This is a genomic window from Nonomuraea soli (assembly GCF_013761175.1).
GTDB classification, from domain to species: domain Bacteria; phylum Actinomycetota; class Actinomycetes; order Streptosporangiales; family Streptosporangiaceae; genus Nonomuraea; species Nonomuraea soli.
In genome coordinates this window covers 291,443-305,487 of sequence record NZ_JACDUR010000004.1, presented here as the reverse complement: position 1 = coordinate 305,487, position 14,045 = coordinate 291,443, and the positions used below count along the sequence as shown (strand labels likewise).

Sequence of the window (14,045 nt, the reverse complement as noted above, 5' to 3'; positions counted from 1 at the left end):
ATGTCTCCCTTTCACTCCGTTGTGTACGGAAGTGAGCAGGATTATCCATAAGATTGCACGTTCAACCAAGGGGGTCGGCGGCCCCGGTTACGAGCCCAGCCGCCAGGAGTGCAGGTAGTCCTCCTGGACCGGGGTGAGCGAGTCGATCGCCGCACCGGCCGCGGCCAGCTTCAGCCTGGCCACCTCGACGTCGATCTCCTCCGGCACGTCGTAGACGCCCGGCTCCAGCCGCTCGTGCTCCCTGACCAGCCACGCCACCGCGAGCGCCTGGGCGGAGAAGGACATGTCCATCACGGCCGCCGGGTGGCCCTCGGCCGCCGTGAGGTTGACCAGGCGGCCCTCGGCGAGCAGGAGCAGCCGGTGACCCGAGGGCAGGACGTACTCGTCGGTGTTGGGCCGCACGCCGTGGTGCACCTCGACGGCCAGCTCCTCCAGCGCCCGCACGTCGATCTCGACGTCGAAGTGCCCGGCGTTGGCCAGGATGGCGCCGTCCTTCATGACCTCCAGGTGCTCGCGGCGGATCACGTCGCGGTTGCCGGTGACGGTGACGAACACGTCGCCGGTCCTGGCGGCCTCCTCCATGGGCTTGACCTCGTAGCCCTGCAACATCGCGTCGAGCGCCTTGACCGGGTCGATCTCCGTGACCAGGACCCTGGCCCCCAGGCCCTTGGCGCGCTCGGCCACTCCCCTGCCGCAGTAGCCGAAGCCCGCGACCACGACGACGCGCCCGGCGAGCATGGCGTTGGTCGCCCGCATGATGCCGTCGAAGGTCGACTGGCCGGTGCCGTAGCGGTTGTCGAACATGCGCTTGGTCCTGGTGTCGTTCACCGCGACCACCGGGAAGCTCAGGGCCTGCTCCGCCGCCATCTGGCGCAGGCGGATGATGCCCGTCGTGGTCTCCTCGCAGCCGCCGCGCACGCCGTCGAGCAGGTCTCTGCGCTCGGTGTGCAGGGTGTTGACCAGGTCGCAGCCGTCGTCGAGGACGATGTCGGGCGCGATGTCGAGCGCCTGGTTGATGTGGCGGTAGTAGGTGGCCCTGTCGACCCCGGCCTTGGCGTGGACGGCGATGCCGTACTCCTCGAGGGCCTGGGCCACGTCGTCCTGGGTCGACAGCGGATTCGAGGCCGCCAGCGCGATGTGCGCGCCTCCGGCCTTGAGCGCGCCCATCAGGACCGCCGTCTCCGCCGTCACGTGCAGGCAGGCGGCGATCCTCAGGCCCTCGAACGGACGCTCGTCGCCGAAGCCGGACCCGATCGCGGTCAGCACCGGCATCGATCTGGCCGCCCAGCCGATTCTCGCCTCGCCTGTCACCCGGTCTCCCTCTGGTACGAAAAGGCGCCCGCCGGGGGCCGAGACCCCGGCGGGCACCTCGGAGAACTCAGTAGCGGTAGTGGTCCGACTTGTACGGACCCTCGACCGCGACGCCGATGTACTCGGCCTGCTCCTTGGTCAGCTCGGTGAGCTTCACGCCAAGGGCGTCGAGGTGCAGACGGGCGACCTTCTCGTCGAGGTGCTTGGGCAGCACGTAGACGCCGATCGGGTACTCGTCGGTCTTGGTGAACAGCTCGATCTGCGCGATCACCTGGTTGGTGAAGGAGTTCGACATGACGAACGACGGGTGGCCGGTGGCGCAGCCGAGGTTCATCAGGCGGCCCTCGGCCAGGACGATGATCTGGTGGCCGTCGGGGAAGGCCCAGGTGTGGACCTGCGGCTTGACCTCGGACTTCTCGATGCCGGGCACGCGGGCCAGGCCCGCCATGTCGATCTCGTTGTCGAAGTGGCCGATGTTGGAGACGATCGCGTTGTGCTTCATCCTGGCCATGTGGTCGGCCGTGATGATGTTGAAGTTGCCGGTCGTCGTCACGAAGATGTCGGCGTAGGAGACGACCTCCTCCAGGGTGGTGACCTGGAAGCCGTCCATGGCCGCCTGCAGCGCGCAGATCGGGTCGATCTCGGTGACGATGACGCGGGCGCCCTGGCCGCGCAGGGCGTCGGCGCAGCCCTTGCCGACGTCGCCGTAGCCGCAGACCACGGCGACCTTGCCGCCGATGAGCACGTCGGTGGCGCGGTTGAGGCCGTCGATCACGGAGTGGCGGCAGCCGTACTTGTTGTCGAACTTCGACTTGGTGACCGAGTCGTTGACGTTGATCGCCGGGAAGAGCAGCGAGCCCGCCTTGAACATCTCGTACAGGCGGTGGACGCCCGTGGTGGTCTCCTCGGTGACACCCTTGATCTGCTCGGCGATCTTCGTCCACGTCTTGTCGGGGCCGACGGTGCGCTTGAGCAGGTCGATGATGACGTGCCACTCCTCCGGGTCGGAGTCGGTGGCGGACGGCACGGCGCCGGCCTTTTCGTACTCCGCACCCTTGTGGACCAGGAGCGTGGCGTCGCCGCCGTCGTCGAGGATCATGTTGGGGCCGTCACCGCCGGGCCAGTTGAGCGCCTGCTCGGTGCACCACCAGTACTCCTCCAGCGTCTCGCCCTTCCAGGCGAACACCGGCACGCCCTGCGGGTTCTCGACGGTGCCCTCGGGGCCGACGACGACCGCGGCGGCGGCGTGGTCCTGGGTGGAGAAGATGTTGCACGACACCCAGCGCACCTCGGCGCCGAGCGCGACCAGCGTCTCGATGAGGACGGCGGTCTGGATGGTCATGTGCAGCGAGCCCATGATCTTGGCGCCGCGGAGGGGCTGGGACTCCGCGTACTCGCGACGGACCGCCATCAGGCCGGGCATCTCGTGCTCGGCGAGCCGGATCTCCTTGCGGCCGAAGTCGGCCAAGGACAGGTCGGCGACCTTGAAGTCCATCTGATTCCCCTCTACGAATGTCGTCGCGGACGAGTTTAGGCCGCTCCGGACCGGGTCGCATCTTGTGGACGGGGAATCTTCCATAAGAATGTAAGAATGCGTATCACCGAGGCCGCGAAGCGTCTGGGCATGTCCCCGCGCATGCTCCGATACCGCGAAGCGCTGGGCCTGCTGCCGCCGGTCAGGGAGCGGGGCGCGCACCGCAGGTTCGGCGAGGAGGAGCTGGCGGCGGTGGCCCAGGGGGTGGAGCTGGAGAAGAGGTTCGACGTCTCGCCGGCCGAGCTCGCCTTCGCCCTGCGCGTGCTCAGCGAGCCCTCCGTGGCGCAGGCCGTACGAGACCTGGGTCTGCGGATCGGGCGGCTGCAGGCTCCTCGCCGGGCGCTGGATTTCGAGAAGGAGAAGGCGCTGCGGCTGCTAACGCAGAACCGGGGTCAGGCGTCCAACAGAACGTGAAAGAGATTCTGTTAGCCGTGGCGCTCATGTTCCCGCAGGCGTCCGGCCACCCGGTGAAGGTCTATTTCCCGACCGACGGCAACTACCCGCCCCAGCTCGCCGCCGCCAAGCGCGTCTCGCCCGACCTGGGGCTGGCGCGTTTCGTCGTGCAGCAGTTCGTCGCCGGCCCGACCAAGGCCGAGCGGCGAAGGGGCATGTTCTCGAACTTCAAGCTCATCGGCCCCTCCGACTGCGGAGGCGACTTCCAGATCACGATCAAGCAGGAGACGGCGCGCGTGCGCTTCTGCCGTACGGCTTACGGCCCCGGACATCTCGGCGACGCGGTCATCATTTACGCGCTCAAGGCGAATCTGACGCAGTTCCCGTCGATCAAGAAGGCGGTTCTCGCCGACAAGGACAATCGCTGCTTGTTCTCCCAGGCCGACGTTTCTGTCTGTTGAATCACTATTATCCGGTGAATGCAGTCCCTCGCGGAGCACGATCCACGCCAGGTCGGGCCCTACCTGCTCCGTGCGCGGCTGGGCGACGACCAGGACGCGGGCTTCCTCGCGCTCGCGCCTGACGGCAGCAAGGTCACGCTGAGGGTCCTGCGGGAGGGCGCCCGGTTCATCCGCGAGGTCGAGGACTCCCTGCGGGCCGACCCCGGCTGGATGGCCAGGGTGCTCGACGCCGACGTCGAGGGCTCGCTGACGTACATCGTCAGCGAGTACGGGGAAGACCAAGACCCGGCGGCCTCGCGGGAGCTCGTCGGGCCCGCGTCGGCGCTGGCCAGGGGACTGGCCGCGATCCACCGCGCGGGGATCGGCGAACCCGCCGACGTCTTCGACTGGGGCCGCGTCGTCTACCTCGCCGCCACCGGCGACCACGCCACCACCGCTCCGGACCTGTCTCTCCTGCCCGAGCAACTGCGCGCCCCGGTGCGGGCCGCGCTGGCCAGGAAGCCCTCCGCCCGTCCCAGCGCGGCCGAGCTGCTCGTACGGCTCAGCGACGGCGAACCCGCGCCTGCCCCGCGACGCTTCAAGCGCACCCAGCTCCCCCTGCTGGCGGGCTCGGCCGCCGCGCTGACCGCGGCGGTGCTGGTCGTCAGCGCCCTGCCGCCCGAAACGGCGGGCTGTGTGCGGGTCGCGCCGCCGCCCACCACCCCGGTCACCACGCCGCCGCCCCCGGTCGACCACCAGTCCAAGCCGCGCTCCGCCTTCCCCGCCGAGGCGACCACCCCCACCACCCGCGTCTACTACAACTTCAGCCGCGCCAAGCACCAGGCCCGCATGGCCGAGCTGGTCGTGGAGGGTTTCCGGCTCACCTCGCTCACGTTGTCGCGCGGCGAGCGCTACACCGCCGTGTGGACCCGGGCCCCGGGGCCGCAACAACGGTTCTTCACCGGGCTCAGCTCCACCGCGACCAGCCGGTTCCTGGCGGAGAGCGTGAAGCAGGGCTACCGGATCAAGCTGATCGCCGGGACGGGCTCGTGGCGGCGTGCCAGGTACTCCGGCGTCATGATCAGGCAGCGCACGCCGTACAACCTGTGCTTCTGGCGGCTGACCGAGAAGCAGTTCGTCGCGCGCAACCGCGCCATCAGGGCCCGGGGAGACCACACGCTGCGCTGGGTCAACGTCTACGGCCCGCCGGGCGACCGGAGGTACGCGGCGGTGTGGGAGCCGGACGAGGGCGCGCAGGAATGGACCACGACCGTCGACCAGAGCTGGTCCACGGTGCGCCGCTGGCAGCGTGCCCATCCCGATCACCGGCCGCTCACCGTCGCCGCCAGCCCCGACCGTCGTTACACCGTCGTGTGGCGCAAGGCGAAGGCCAGGACCTTCATGTACGGCGACGCCGCCCGCGTCAGGACCGCCCCGCGCGGGTACCGCCCGGTGTCGGTGCAGGTCGCGGGGACGGCCGCCCGGCCGTACTTCACGGCGCTCTGGACGCGGTGACGTACGGCCGGGTCCCGCGTGGTCGTCAGCGGACCTCGTAGATCGCGGTCGTGCCGCTGATCTCGTGGCCGACCACCAGCAGGGGGCGGTGGGTGGGGCTGTCGTGGGCCGCGACGAACAGCACACCCTCGGGCCCCAGGTCACCGGCGGTCCCGGCCTCGACGTCGCCGGAGAAGTCACGCGAGTTGACGTAGCCGGCCAGGCGCGCGTCGCTCGGATCGGTCACGTCGTAGGCGACGATCCCGCCGACCCGCTCCAGCCCGGCGAAGGCGTAGGTGCGTCCCCTGACCGCGCCGACGGTGACGCCCTCGGGCTCGGGACCCTTGTTGTCGCTGCGGGTGTCGAAGTCGTTGGCCTCGTGGTCGGCGTTGAAGTTCGCCGGGTACCTCTCGGCGATCAGCCGCTCCAGCTGGTCACCCGAGTCCCACACCAGCTCGCCGGAGGCGGAGCGCACGGAGATCGACCGGCCGCCGAAGACGCGCAGCTCGGTGTAGGCGCCCGTGGCGTCCTTGGGCGAGTCGGCGGCGACGGTGAGACGGCCGAGCTCGGGGTCCTTCTGGAGCGCGGCGGCGTCGGGGAAGGCGATGGGCGACAGCTTGAGGCTCTTGACCCGCGCCTCGTCGGAGTGGCAGTCCCAGTCGCGGCTGTCACCCTCGTTGGCGGTGACCAGGAAGGTACGGCCACGCGAGCGGAAGTCGGCGATCGAGTCGGGCATGTACATGCCCTTGACCGGGTGGGTGCGGATGTCGGCCTTGCCGTCGCGGTCGGAGGCGTCCAGGCCGGCGCCCTCGGCCGAGTGGTCCTTGAGGCCGAGCGGGAGGATGCTCCGCACCTTCGCGCTGCGCAGGTCGACGACGGCCAGGGCGTTGTTCTCCTGGAGGGTCACCCAGGCGGTGCCGCCCTCGACGGTGACGTACTCGGGTTCAAGGTCGTTCGCGGCGGCGGCGCCGGGGCCGCTGATGCGCACACCCTGGGCGCGCAGCTCGTCCTCGCGGCCGTTCCAGGCCTGGAAGCCCGCGCTGCGCACGGTGCCGCGCCGTACGTCGATGATGCTGACCGAGCCTTCGGGGTCGTTCTCCTGGCCCGCGCAGTACGACTCGGGCTCGCCCTCGTTGGCGACGACGACCTGCCTGCCGTCCGGGGTGAAGGTCAGCATGTCGGGCAGCGCTCCGACGGTGACCTGACGCAGCTTGCGGCCGGTGCTGGCGTCGAAGAACGCCACGCTGCCCGGGTCGGTCTTGGCTGTGCCCTGCTGCGCGACCGCGACGAGCCCGCCGTGGACCGCGACGCTGTTGGCGCCGGGTGCGGTCAGGGTGGCGACCTTGCGCGGCGCGCGGGGGTCGCGGATGTCGAGCACGTCCACGGTGCCCGCCTCGGCGTTGATGACGAACACGCGGCGGGTGGCCGGGTCGTAGGCGGGGATCTCCTGGGCGCCGACGCCGACGGATCCGGCGGTGTAGCGGCCGAGGAAGGTCAGCTCGATGCCCTGGGGAGAGGCGGCGTCGGCGGTGTTCGCCGTGACGAGCGTCGTGGACAGTGCCAGGCCGCAGGCGGCCAGGCGAAGGATCGTGGTGGTGCGCATGTGGCGAAGTATCACGATGAGTCATGACTGGTCGCTGTCGCGCAGATGGCCGGGACATGAACCGTCACCGGGGAGGGGCGGAAGGTCCCACTAGGCTGTGCCCATGCCGGACATCAGGGTCCTCATCGCCGACGACCAGGCGCTCATCAGGGCGGGGATCCGGCTGGTCGTCGAGCAGAGCGAGGGCATCGAGGTCGTGGGCGAGGCGGCCGACGGTGTCGACGCGCTCGACCTGGCCCGCCGCACCCGGCCCGACGTGGTGCTGATGGACATCACCATGCCCAGGCTCGACGGGCTGCGCGCCGCCCGGCACCTGCTGGCCGACGCCGACCCGCCCAGGGTCCTGATGCTCACCACCTTCGACACCGACGAGAACCTCCACGCCTCGCTCCGGCTCGGGGCCCACGGCTTCGTGCTCAAGTCGTCGGCGCCGGAGCGGCTGATCGACGCGATCAGGGTGGCGGCCTCGGGCGACGCGCTCATCGATCCGGCCGCGACCATGCGGCTCATCAGCACCTTCGCCGCCCAGGAGGAGGCCGTGGCGAGCCCTGAGCTGCAGGCGCTCACCGGCAGGGAGCGGGAGGTGCTGATGCTGATGGCACGCGGGCTGTCGAACAAGGAGATCGCCGAGCAGGTCGTGCTGGGCGAGGCCACCATCCGTACCCACGTGGCCCAGGTGCTGCACAAGCTGGGGCTGCGCAACCGCACCCAGGCCGTCGTCTTCGCCTACGAGACGGGGATCATCCGTCCGGGGCACGCGTGATCACCGCCCCGGCGCGGGGCCGGCGGCCCAGCCGCCTCGACGTGTTCCTGTCCCTGTCGGTCACCGCCGCGGGCCTCGTCGAGTCGTACGGCAGGCGAGGCGGATCGCCCGGCGAGATCGGCAGCCCGCACCTGTTCGCCGCCGGCACCCTGGCCGCGGGCGCCCTGCTCCTGGTGAGGAACCGCTTCCCCATCACGGCCCTGCTCGTCCTGATCGCGGTCGGCGAGGCCGTCGTGCAGCTGTCGCCGGGCACCGCCTACTACGCCGCCTGGCACCTGTACTCCATGCTCATCCTCGCCCACACCATCGCCGCCGCCTACGACCTGCGCAGCCGTCACGGCATCGCGGGCCTGGGCTGCGTCATCGGCGCCTACATCTTCCTCCAGACGCTGGAGATCACCGATGTGCCCGAAATGCTCATCACCGCGATCTTCCTCGGCGTCGCGTACGGCAGCGGCATCCTGCTGCGCCGCCAGACCGCCCAGACCACCCGGCTGGCCGCCCTCACCGCCCGGCTGGAGGCGGAGCGCGAGGAACGGGCCAGGCGGGCGGTCGCCGAGGAACGGGCCCGCATCGCCAGGGACCTGCACGACGTCATCTCGCACAACGTGAGCGTCATGACCCTGCACGCGGGCGGGGTCCGCATGATGCTGGGCGAGGAGGCGACACGGGAACGCGAGCTGCTCCAGGTCGTCGAGCAGGCCGGACGTGAGGCGGTCGGCGAGCTGGCCCTCATGCTCGGCATGCTGCGCGAGGTGGAGGATTCCGAGGGATCCCGCCCGGGCCTGGACCGGCTCGGCGACCTCGTGGCCCAGATGGAGGAATCCGGCGTGGACGTCACGCTGACGATCGCCGGTTCCCGCCGTGCCGTACCCTCCGACGTGGACCTTGCGGCCTACCGGGTGGTCCAGGAGAGCCTCACGAACGTGCTCAAGCACGCCGGCGCCTCCCGGGTCGAGCTCACCGTCACCTACGCCCCCGGGCAGGTGACCGTCGAGCTGACCGACGACGGCGCAGGTCCGGCCACGGCCGGGCACGCCGGCGGGTTCGGCCAGATCGGCATGCGCGAGCGCGTCACCCTCCACGGCGGCACGCTCACCACGGGCGCCGCACCGGGCGGCGGCTACCGGGTGCTGGCGTGCTTCCCGTCGGCCACCGCGGCCGGCTGAGCGGACACGCCGTTCCACTCCTGCTGGCTCATCCGCAGCATGCGCAGGCCCATCGCCCCCGAGCCCGCCAGGAAGAGCACACCGCCCACGACGGTCCCGATGGGAAAGATCGGCGCCGTGAACACGCCCGCCAGCATCGCGACGGGCGCCCACCACGGCACCTGGCGATCAGCGGCCAGCACCAGCCCGAGCAGCAGCAGCGCCACCAGCCCGGCGAAACCGGGGATCTGGAAGCCGAACGTCGCCCCCGGATCGGCCAGCGCCTCGTCCGCGAGCTTGGCTCCCACGGCGGGGGGCATGGCGCGCTCCAGGGTGCTGTAGACGAAGTCGCTGAGCATGAGCGCGGAGAAGTTCACCACTCCGAGCAGCGCGACGGCGCCGACGATGTGGCCGAGCAGGACATGGCGGCGCCTGACCAGGTGGATCATGCCGATGATCCCGGGGACGAGCAGCACCCAGCTCCAGTGCAGGAGCGTGGCGCTGACCGAGACCTGCTCGGGGAACCGGCCGTACACGCCGGTGGTGTCGCCCCCGCCCTGGCGCAGCGCCGGGTCGATGACCACTCCGGCGATGTAGAGCACGGGCGTGACGAGGAGGGAGGAACCGGCCGCGAGCCTTCTGAGCCGGTGGGGGTCTGACATGGGACGTCCTTCCAGGGAGAATGCGACGACCCTCGCAGCCCCGCCCGCCGTACGGCCTCAGCCGCCCGGCGGAAACCCCTCACCCGCACGGCTGGCCTGTCGGGAAAACGTCGGGCTCGTGGCTGAGCACGTCGTTCCAGGGGCGCGGGATCGGCACCGAGATGCGCTTCCGGCTGGTGCGTGAGGAGTGGGCGCCCCGGCCGGAGGTCCGGGTCGCCGGTGTGGAGGCGTGCGAGGAGCTGCTGGGGTGGCGGTGACCTCCGGTGGGCGCCGGAAAACCGGTTCCCCCATCGAGAACCCGGCCTGTACGGTGCGACTGCCGGAGAGCCCGGCACCCCTTCGGCGACGGAGAGGAGGTGAGCGCGATGTCGAGCTCGACCATCGTGCCGCCCGTCCGCCGCATCCGCGGCTGACCACCCGGGCGGCTCCACTTCACGCATCTGGAGCTTCTCGATGACCGAAACCCGACGCCCGCCGCTGACCGCCGGCGAGCGAGCACAACTGACCGGATGGCTCGACCTTCAGCGTTCGTTCGTCCGGATGAAATGCGAAGGCCTCAGCGAGGACGACTCCCACCGCGCGCTCCTGCCCACGTCACCGCTGATGACGGTGGCCGGGGTGGTGGCGCACCTGCGGTGGGTCGAGTACTCCTGGTTCCATCTGGGCCTGCTCGGCGTCCCCGACACCGGCCAGACGCCGTGGACCAAGGACGGGCACGTCGACGCGGAGATGTTCGTCGACGACGTGCCCCTGGCGCGGCTGCTCGACGACTACGACGCCGAGTGCGCGCGCTCCAACGCGGCGATCGCCGGCCTGCCGCTGGACGCCGTCGAACGCGGCCGCCCCGAGGAGCGGGCGGCGTCGCTGCGGTACGTCCTGTGCCACATGATCGAGGAGACCGCCCGCCACGTCGGGCACCTGGACATCATCCGGGAACTGCTCGACGGAGGGACGGGGTATCAGCGGATGAACTGATCACGCGCGGTCCCGCATCGTGTCTAGCAGGCGCCGATTCCTCCGCTTCCCGAGGTCGACACCTGGCTGAAGTGGATGAAAGCCTGCTCCCGCGTCTGCTGGCCGAGGTAGAGCCGGTACCAGCGGTTGTCCCCGTTGGACCAGCCGCCACGCACCCAGCAGCGCGGGTTGATGCGGGTCCCCGTGTAGCAGATGTCGATCACGTTGGGACGCCCGGTGTAGGGAGAGCTACGGACGTTGGCGTCGTAGCGGCAGGTGAAGGTGATGGCGCCGGCGCTCGCGGAAGCGGGGGCGGCGGTGACCAGGAGAGCGCCTGCCATCGTCGCCAGAATGCAGCTGACTCCGAACTTCATCGGGAACCTCCGAGGAGACCCCCGCCTTCAGGCGGAGGAGGCATCGGACCCCTGCGGAGCAGGACAGGGGTAGCCGATTCGCCGCTAGGCGGACCGGCGATGAGAACATGCGCACGATTCTCAGCTGATTGCGCGGTAGGATGTGAGGGGAGTGGCGCAGACCGTGAAGCGGGCCTACAAGTACCGCTTCCACCCGACCACCGAGCAGGCCCAAGAGCTTGCCCGGACGTTCGGCTGCGTCCGCCTCGTCTACAACAAAGCTCTCGACGAGCGCACCCGCGCCTACGCCCTCGAAGGGCGCCGGATCTCCTACGTGGAATCATCGGCCGCACTCACGCAGTGGAAACGCAGCGGCGACTACGACTTCCTGTCCGAGGTGTCGTCCGTGCCACTCCAGCAGGCGCTTCGCCACCTCCAGACGGCGTTCGCGAACTTCTTCGCCAAGCGAGCCAAGTACCCTGCCTTCAAGTCGCGTAAGAGGTCGCGACTGTCGGCGGAATACACCCGCTCGGCGTTCCGCTGGCGAGAGGGCGCGCTGACGCTGGCGAAGATGGACAGTCCGCTGGCGATCGTGTGGTCGCGTCCGCTGCCGCGGGGAGCGCGGCCGTCCACGGTGACCGTGTCGAAGGACACGGCCGGACGCTGGTTCGTCTCGATCCTGGTCGAGGAGAAGATCAGCCCGCTTCCGCCCGTGGCGTCGAAGGTGGGGATCGACGCCGGGATCACGGCGCTGGCCGCACTCTCCACCGGAGAGAAGATCGCCAACCCGCGCCACGAACAAGCTGACCGGCGCAAACTCGCCAAGGCGCAGCGGGCCCTGGCCCGTAAAGAGACGGGCAGCGCGAACCGGGCCAAGGCGAAACTGCGGGTCGCCAGGGTGTACGCCCGCATCACCGACCGCAGAAGGGACCACCTGCACAAGGTCACGACACGGCTTGTTCGCGAGAACCAAGTGATCGCCGTGGAGGACCTGACCGTCCGCAACCTGGTCAAGAACCACTGCCTGGCCCGCGCCATCTCGGACGCGTCCTGGCGAGAACTCCGGAGCATGCTGGAGTACAAAGCAGCCTGGTATGGGCGGACCGTTGTCGCGGTGGACCGCTGGTTCCCCTCCTCCAAGCTGTGCTCGGCGTGCGGAACCTTGCAAGAGAAGATGCCGCTGCACGTCCGGGAGTGGGTGTGCGCCTGCGGCGCATCCCACGATCGGGACGTGAACGCGGCCAAGAACGTGCTCGCCGCCGGGCTGGCGGAGAGGTGAAACGCCTGTGGAGCTGACGTTAGACCTCAAGGAGAGTCCTCTCTGGCGGGCAGTCGGCTGTGAAGCAGGAAGGTCTCACGGGTGACCGTGGGAATCCCCTCCTTTAGGAGGGGGATGATGTCAATGCTGTCCCTTCGACTGTGACGGGGCTGCGCCCGTCTTCGTCAGCGGACGGTATCCGGGACCGCTTTGCTCTCGCTTTCGTCCGGGAGCGCCGGAGCTTCCTGCAGCCAGAAGAATCAGGCTTCGCTTATATAACCGCAGACCGGTACACTCCTCGTCGTGCACGCCTTCGACATCCTCGGCGACCCCGTACGCCGTCGCATCCTGGAGCTGCTCGCCGACGGCGAGCAGACCTCCGGGGCGATCACGGACGTCATCCGGGCCGAGTTCGCCATCTCCCAGCCCGCCGTCTCCCAGCACCTGCGCGTGCTGCGCGACAACGGGTTCGCGTCAGTGCGGGCCGAGGGCACCCGGCGGATCTACGCCGTCGAGCCCGGGCCGCTGAGCGAGGTCGACGCGTGGCTCGACCGGTTCCGCCGGTTCTGGGAGCAACACCTCGACGCCCTGGGAACCGAGCTGGCCCGCGGCAAACGTGCGCGCCGACCCCGGACCGCCGGGGACACCACAGCGCAGACCGGGCCCGGCACCGACGGAGGCACGACGTGAAAGACGTACTCGACGAGCTCGCCGCCGTCCACCGGACCATGGGCAGCGGCACCGTGCCCGCCGGCGAGGCGTACACCGTGGAACTGCGGCGCCGATACGACGCGGAGATCGACGACGTCTGGGACGCCATCACCAACCCCGGACGCCTGCGCCGCTGGCTGAACTCGGTCAGCGGCGACCTCCGGCTCGGCGGCACCTTCCAGCTGGGCAGCGGCGAGCACGGCGACATCCTCCTGTGTGAGCCGCCCCATCTGCTCAAGGTGTCCTGGCTCTACGGACCGGACGCCGACGCCTGGCCCGGCACCAGCGAGGTGGAAGTGCGCCTGAGCCCGGGCCGCGGCGGCGCCACGCAGCTCGAACTGATCCACGCGGCCTTCATCGAGGAGCCCTCCTTCCCCACCTACGGCCCCGGCGCCGGCGGCGTCGGCTGGGACCTGGCCCTGCTCACCCTCGCCCGGTTCCTCACCGACGGCGAGCTCTCCGATCACGAGGAGTTCGAGCGGTCGCCGGAAGGCCGCGAGTTCAGCCGGCGCAGCGCCGCCGCCTGGGGCCAGGCCCATCTGGCCGCCGGAGGCGAACCGGCGCACGTCGCCGCCGCAGTCGAGGCCACCACCCGGTTCTACGCCCCCGACGAATCGTGAAGCGAGCACTGGCGAGCACCCAGAAGGAAAGAATGATGCGCCCATGAAGTACACCGTCTCCATCGAGATCGCCCAGCCCCGGGAGAAGGTGGCCCACCTGCTCGCCGACCCCGCCCAGCTGCCCTACTGGCTGCGAGGCCTGGTGGTGCACGAGCCGCTCAACGGGGAACACGGACACCTCGGCACCCGGTCGCGCGTCGTGATGCAGACGGGCAAGCAGAAGATGGAGGCCACCGAGACCATCACCCGCCGGGAACCGGCCGACCTGCGCGAGATCCCGACGAACGTCGTCGTCCACTTCGAGCGCGAGATCGTCGCCGACGGCATGTGGAGCGCCGCACGCGAACGACTGACCGAAACCGGGCCGGACACGACGCTCTGGGAGAGCGAGAACGAGTACCGGTTCAACGGGGTGGTGATGAAGCTGGTGGGGTTGCTGATGCCCGGCGCCTTCCGCAAGCAGTCGCTCCAGCACATGCAGGACTTCAAGGCGTTCGTCGAACAGGGCAAGGACGTCCGCGACGCTACGGACTGACCTGGCGGGCAGGCGGCCGTGCGTCAACGGGGGCATCCGGGCACACGTCCCGGCCGTGTCGTGCAAGAGAACGCGCCCTCGGCCGCCAGCGCTGAAGGCGCCCGACCAGCGAGGCCCAAGCCGGGAAGGGGCATCGTCGGGAACCACGAGCGGGGTGTCGATGGCCCCCAGGCCATCGACCACGGGGGTGTGGGGGGTGGGCCGAAGGACCACCCCCCACTGAACACAGCCCGAGCCCGCCGGCGCCGAAGGCGCACGACCCCGCG

The 14,045-nt window shown here is 70.1% G+C and carries 15 protein-coding genes and 1 pseudogene; 11 read left to right on the top strand and 5 right to left on the bottom strand.

Annotated features, from left to right (window positions below):
* Positions 1-87: 87 nt before the first annotated feature.
* Together HNR30_RS19890 and ahcY are read right to left on the bottom strand one after the other, a co-directional pair.
* Positions 88-1,311: an adenosylhomocysteinase gene (locus HNR30_RS19890; RefSeq protein ID WP_312894517.1), complete on the bottom strand. Its 1,224-nt coding sequence runs from the start codon at positions 1,309-1,311 to the stop codon at positions 88-90.
* A gap of 67 nt (positions 1,312-1,378) precedes the next feature.
* A complete protein-coding gene (ahcY, locus tag HNR30_RS19885; protein ID WP_181611404.1) occupies positions 1,379-2,806 on the bottom strand; it encodes an adenosylhomocysteinase in 1,428 nt (475 codons plus the stop codon).
* Positions 2,807-2,902: 96 nt separating this feature from the next.
* Here ahcY and HNR30_RS19880 point away from each other — a divergent pair, with 96 nt between their 5' ends.
* Genes HNR30_RS19880 through HNR30_RS19870 form a run of 3 tightly spaced genes read left to right on the top strand, consistent with a single transcriptional unit; the run spans position 2,903 to position 5,193 of the window.
* On the top strand, positions 2,903-3,259 hold the full coding sequence (locus HNR30_RS19880; protein ID WP_181611403.1) for a MerR family DNA-binding transcriptional regulator: 357 nt from the start codon (positions 2,903-2,905) through the stop codon (positions 3,257-3,259).
* A 17-nt stretch (positions 3,260-3,276) separates the two neighbouring features.
* Complete coding sequence (locus tag HNR30_RS19875) at positions 3,277-3,699, top strand: GerMN domain-containing protein (RefSeq protein ID WP_181611402.1); 423 nt, start codon at positions 3,277-3,279, stop codon at positions 3,697-3,699.
* 18 nt (positions 3,700-3,717) lie between these two features.
* Entirely contained in the window at positions 3,718-5,193 is a 1,476-nt protein-coding gene (locus HNR30_RS19870) for a hypothetical protein (RefSeq protein ID WP_181611401.1), read from the top strand.
* 25 nt (positions 5,194-5,218) lie between these two features.
* On the opposite strand, the gene HNR30_RS19865 is transcribed toward HNR30_RS19870, so the two are convergent.
* On the bottom strand, positions 5,219-6,775 hold the full coding sequence (locus HNR30_RS19865; protein ID WP_181611400.1) for a choice-of-anchor I family protein: 1,557 nt from the start codon (positions 6,773-6,775) through the stop codon (positions 5,219-5,221).
* Between the two features lie 103 nt (positions 6,776-6,878).
* On the opposite strand from HNR30_RS19865, the gene HNR30_RS19860 reads away from it, so the two are divergent.
* Both HNR30_RS19860 and HNR30_RS50200 read left to right on the top strand, forming a co-directional pair.
* Positions 6,879-7,538 (top strand): response regulator, encoded by a 660-nt coding sequence (locus HNR30_RS19860; protein WP_181611399.1) that lies wholly within the window; start codon positions 6,879-6,881, stop codon positions 7,536-7,538.
* Positions 7,535-8,707, top strand: a complete 1,173-nt coding sequence (locus HNR30_RS50200) for a sensor histidine kinase (protein WP_181611398.1) — start codon at positions 7,535-7,537, stop codon at positions 8,705-8,707. Before HNR30_RS19860 ends, HNR30_RS50200 begins: the two co-directional genes overlap by 4 nt.
* Here HNR30_RS50200 and HNR30_RS19850 read toward each other — a convergent pair.
* Entirely contained in the window at positions 8,662-9,348 is a 687-nt protein-coding gene (locus HNR30_RS19850) for a hypothetical protein (protein WP_181611397.1), read from the bottom strand. The genes HNR30_RS50200 and HNR30_RS19850 overlap by 46 nt on opposite strands.
* A 20-nt stretch (positions 9,349-9,368) precedes the next feature.
* On the opposite strand from HNR30_RS19850, the gene HNR30_RS19845 reads away from it, so the two are divergent.
* Both HNR30_RS19845 and HNR30_RS19840 read left to right on the top strand, forming a co-directional pair.
* The gene (locus HNR30_RS19845) at positions 9,369-9,605 is read left to right on the top strand and encodes a hypothetical protein (RefSeq protein ID WP_181611396.1); all 237 of its coding nucleotides are present in this window, start codon (positions 9,369-9,371) and stop codon (positions 9,603-9,605) included.
* A 196-nt stretch (positions 9,606-9,801) separates the two neighbouring features.
* Positions 9,802-10,323: a DinB family protein gene (locus tag HNR30_RS19840; protein WP_181611395.1), complete on the top strand. Its 522-nt coding sequence runs from the start codon at positions 9,802-9,804 to the stop codon at positions 10,321-10,323.
* A 23-nt stretch (positions 10,324-10,346) separates the two neighbouring features.
* Here HNR30_RS19840 and HNR30_RS19835 read toward each other — a convergent pair whose 3' ends face one another.
* The gene (locus tag HNR30_RS19835; RefSeq protein WP_181611394.1) at positions 10,347-10,643 is read right to left on the bottom strand and encodes a hypothetical protein; all 297 of its coding nucleotides are present in this window, start codon (positions 10,641-10,643) and stop codon (positions 10,347-10,349) included.
* Between the two features lie 184 nt (positions 10,644-10,827).
* On the opposite strand from HNR30_RS19835, the pseudogene HNR30_RS19830 reads away from it, so the two are divergent.
* From HNR30_RS19830 to HNR30_RS19815, 4 genes and pseudogenes are all read left to right on the top strand, one after another.
* Positions 10,828-12,041, top strand: a pseudogene (locus HNR30_RS19830) (RNA-guided endonuclease InsQ/TnpB family protein).
* Between the two features lie 175 nt (positions 12,042-12,216).
* Complete coding sequence (locus HNR30_RS19825) at positions 12,217-12,603, top strand: ArsR/SmtB family transcription factor (protein ID WP_181611392.1); 387 nt, start codon at positions 12,217-12,219, stop codon at positions 12,601-12,603.
* On the top strand, positions 12,600-13,244 hold the full coding sequence (locus HNR30_RS19820; protein WP_312894516.1) for an SRPBCC domain-containing protein: 645 nt from the start codon (positions 12,600-12,602) through the stop codon (positions 13,242-13,244). Before HNR30_RS19825 ends, HNR30_RS19820 begins: the two co-directional genes overlap by 4 nt.
* Positions 13,245-13,287: 43 nt before the next feature.
* On the top strand, positions 13,288-13,779 hold the full coding sequence (locus HNR30_RS19815) for an SRPBCC family protein (RefSeq protein ID WP_181611391.1): 492 nt from the start codon (positions 13,288-13,290) through the stop codon (positions 13,777-13,779).
* Positions 13,780-14,045: the final 266 nt, after the last annotated feature.

What these genes read in the sequence shown, in the direction of transcription:
- ahcY (WP_181611404.1), bottom strand. Translation starts at nt 2,806, where the DNA reads ATGGACTTCAAGGTCGCCGACCTGTCCTTGGCCGACTTCGGCCGCAAG.
- HNR30_RS19880 (WP_181611403.1), top strand. Translation starts at nt 2,903, where the DNA reads ATGCGTATCACCGAGGCCGCGAAGCGTCTGGGCATGTCCCCGCGCATG.
- HNR30_RS19870 (WP_181611401.1), top strand. Translation starts at nt 3,718, where the DNA reads ATGCAGTCCCTCGCGGAGCACGATCCACGCCAGGTCGGGCCCTACCTG.
- HNR30_RS19865 (WP_181611400.1), bottom strand. Translation starts at nt 6,775, where the DNA reads ATGCGCACCACCACGATCCTTCGCCTGGCCGCCTGCGGCCTGGCACTG.
- HNR30_RS19860 (WP_181611399.1), top strand. Translation starts at nt 6,879, where the DNA reads ATGCCGGACATCAGGGTCCTCATCGCCGACGACCAGGCGCTCATCAGG.
- HNR30_RS19850 (WP_181611397.1), bottom strand. Translation starts at nt 9,348, where the DNA reads ATGTCAGACCCCCACCGGCTCAGAAGGCTCGCGGCCGGTTCCTCCCTC.
- HNR30_RS19845 (WP_181611396.1), top strand. Translation starts at nt 9,369, where the DNA reads ATGCGACGACCCTCGCAGCCCCGCCCGCCGTACGGCCTCAGCCGCCCG.
- HNR30_RS19840 (WP_181611395.1), top strand. Translation starts at nt 9,802, where the DNA reads ATGACCGAAACCCGACGCCCGCCGCTGACCGCCGGCGAGCGAGCACAA.
- HNR30_RS19835 (WP_181611394.1), bottom strand. Translation starts at nt 10,643, where the DNA reads ATGGCAGGCGCTCTCCTGGTCACCGCCGCCCCCGCTTCCGCGAGCGCC.
- HNR30_RS19815 (WP_181611391.1), top strand. Translation starts at nt 13,288, where the DNA reads ATGAAGTACACCGTCTCCATCGAGATCGCCCAGCCCCGGGAGAAGGTG.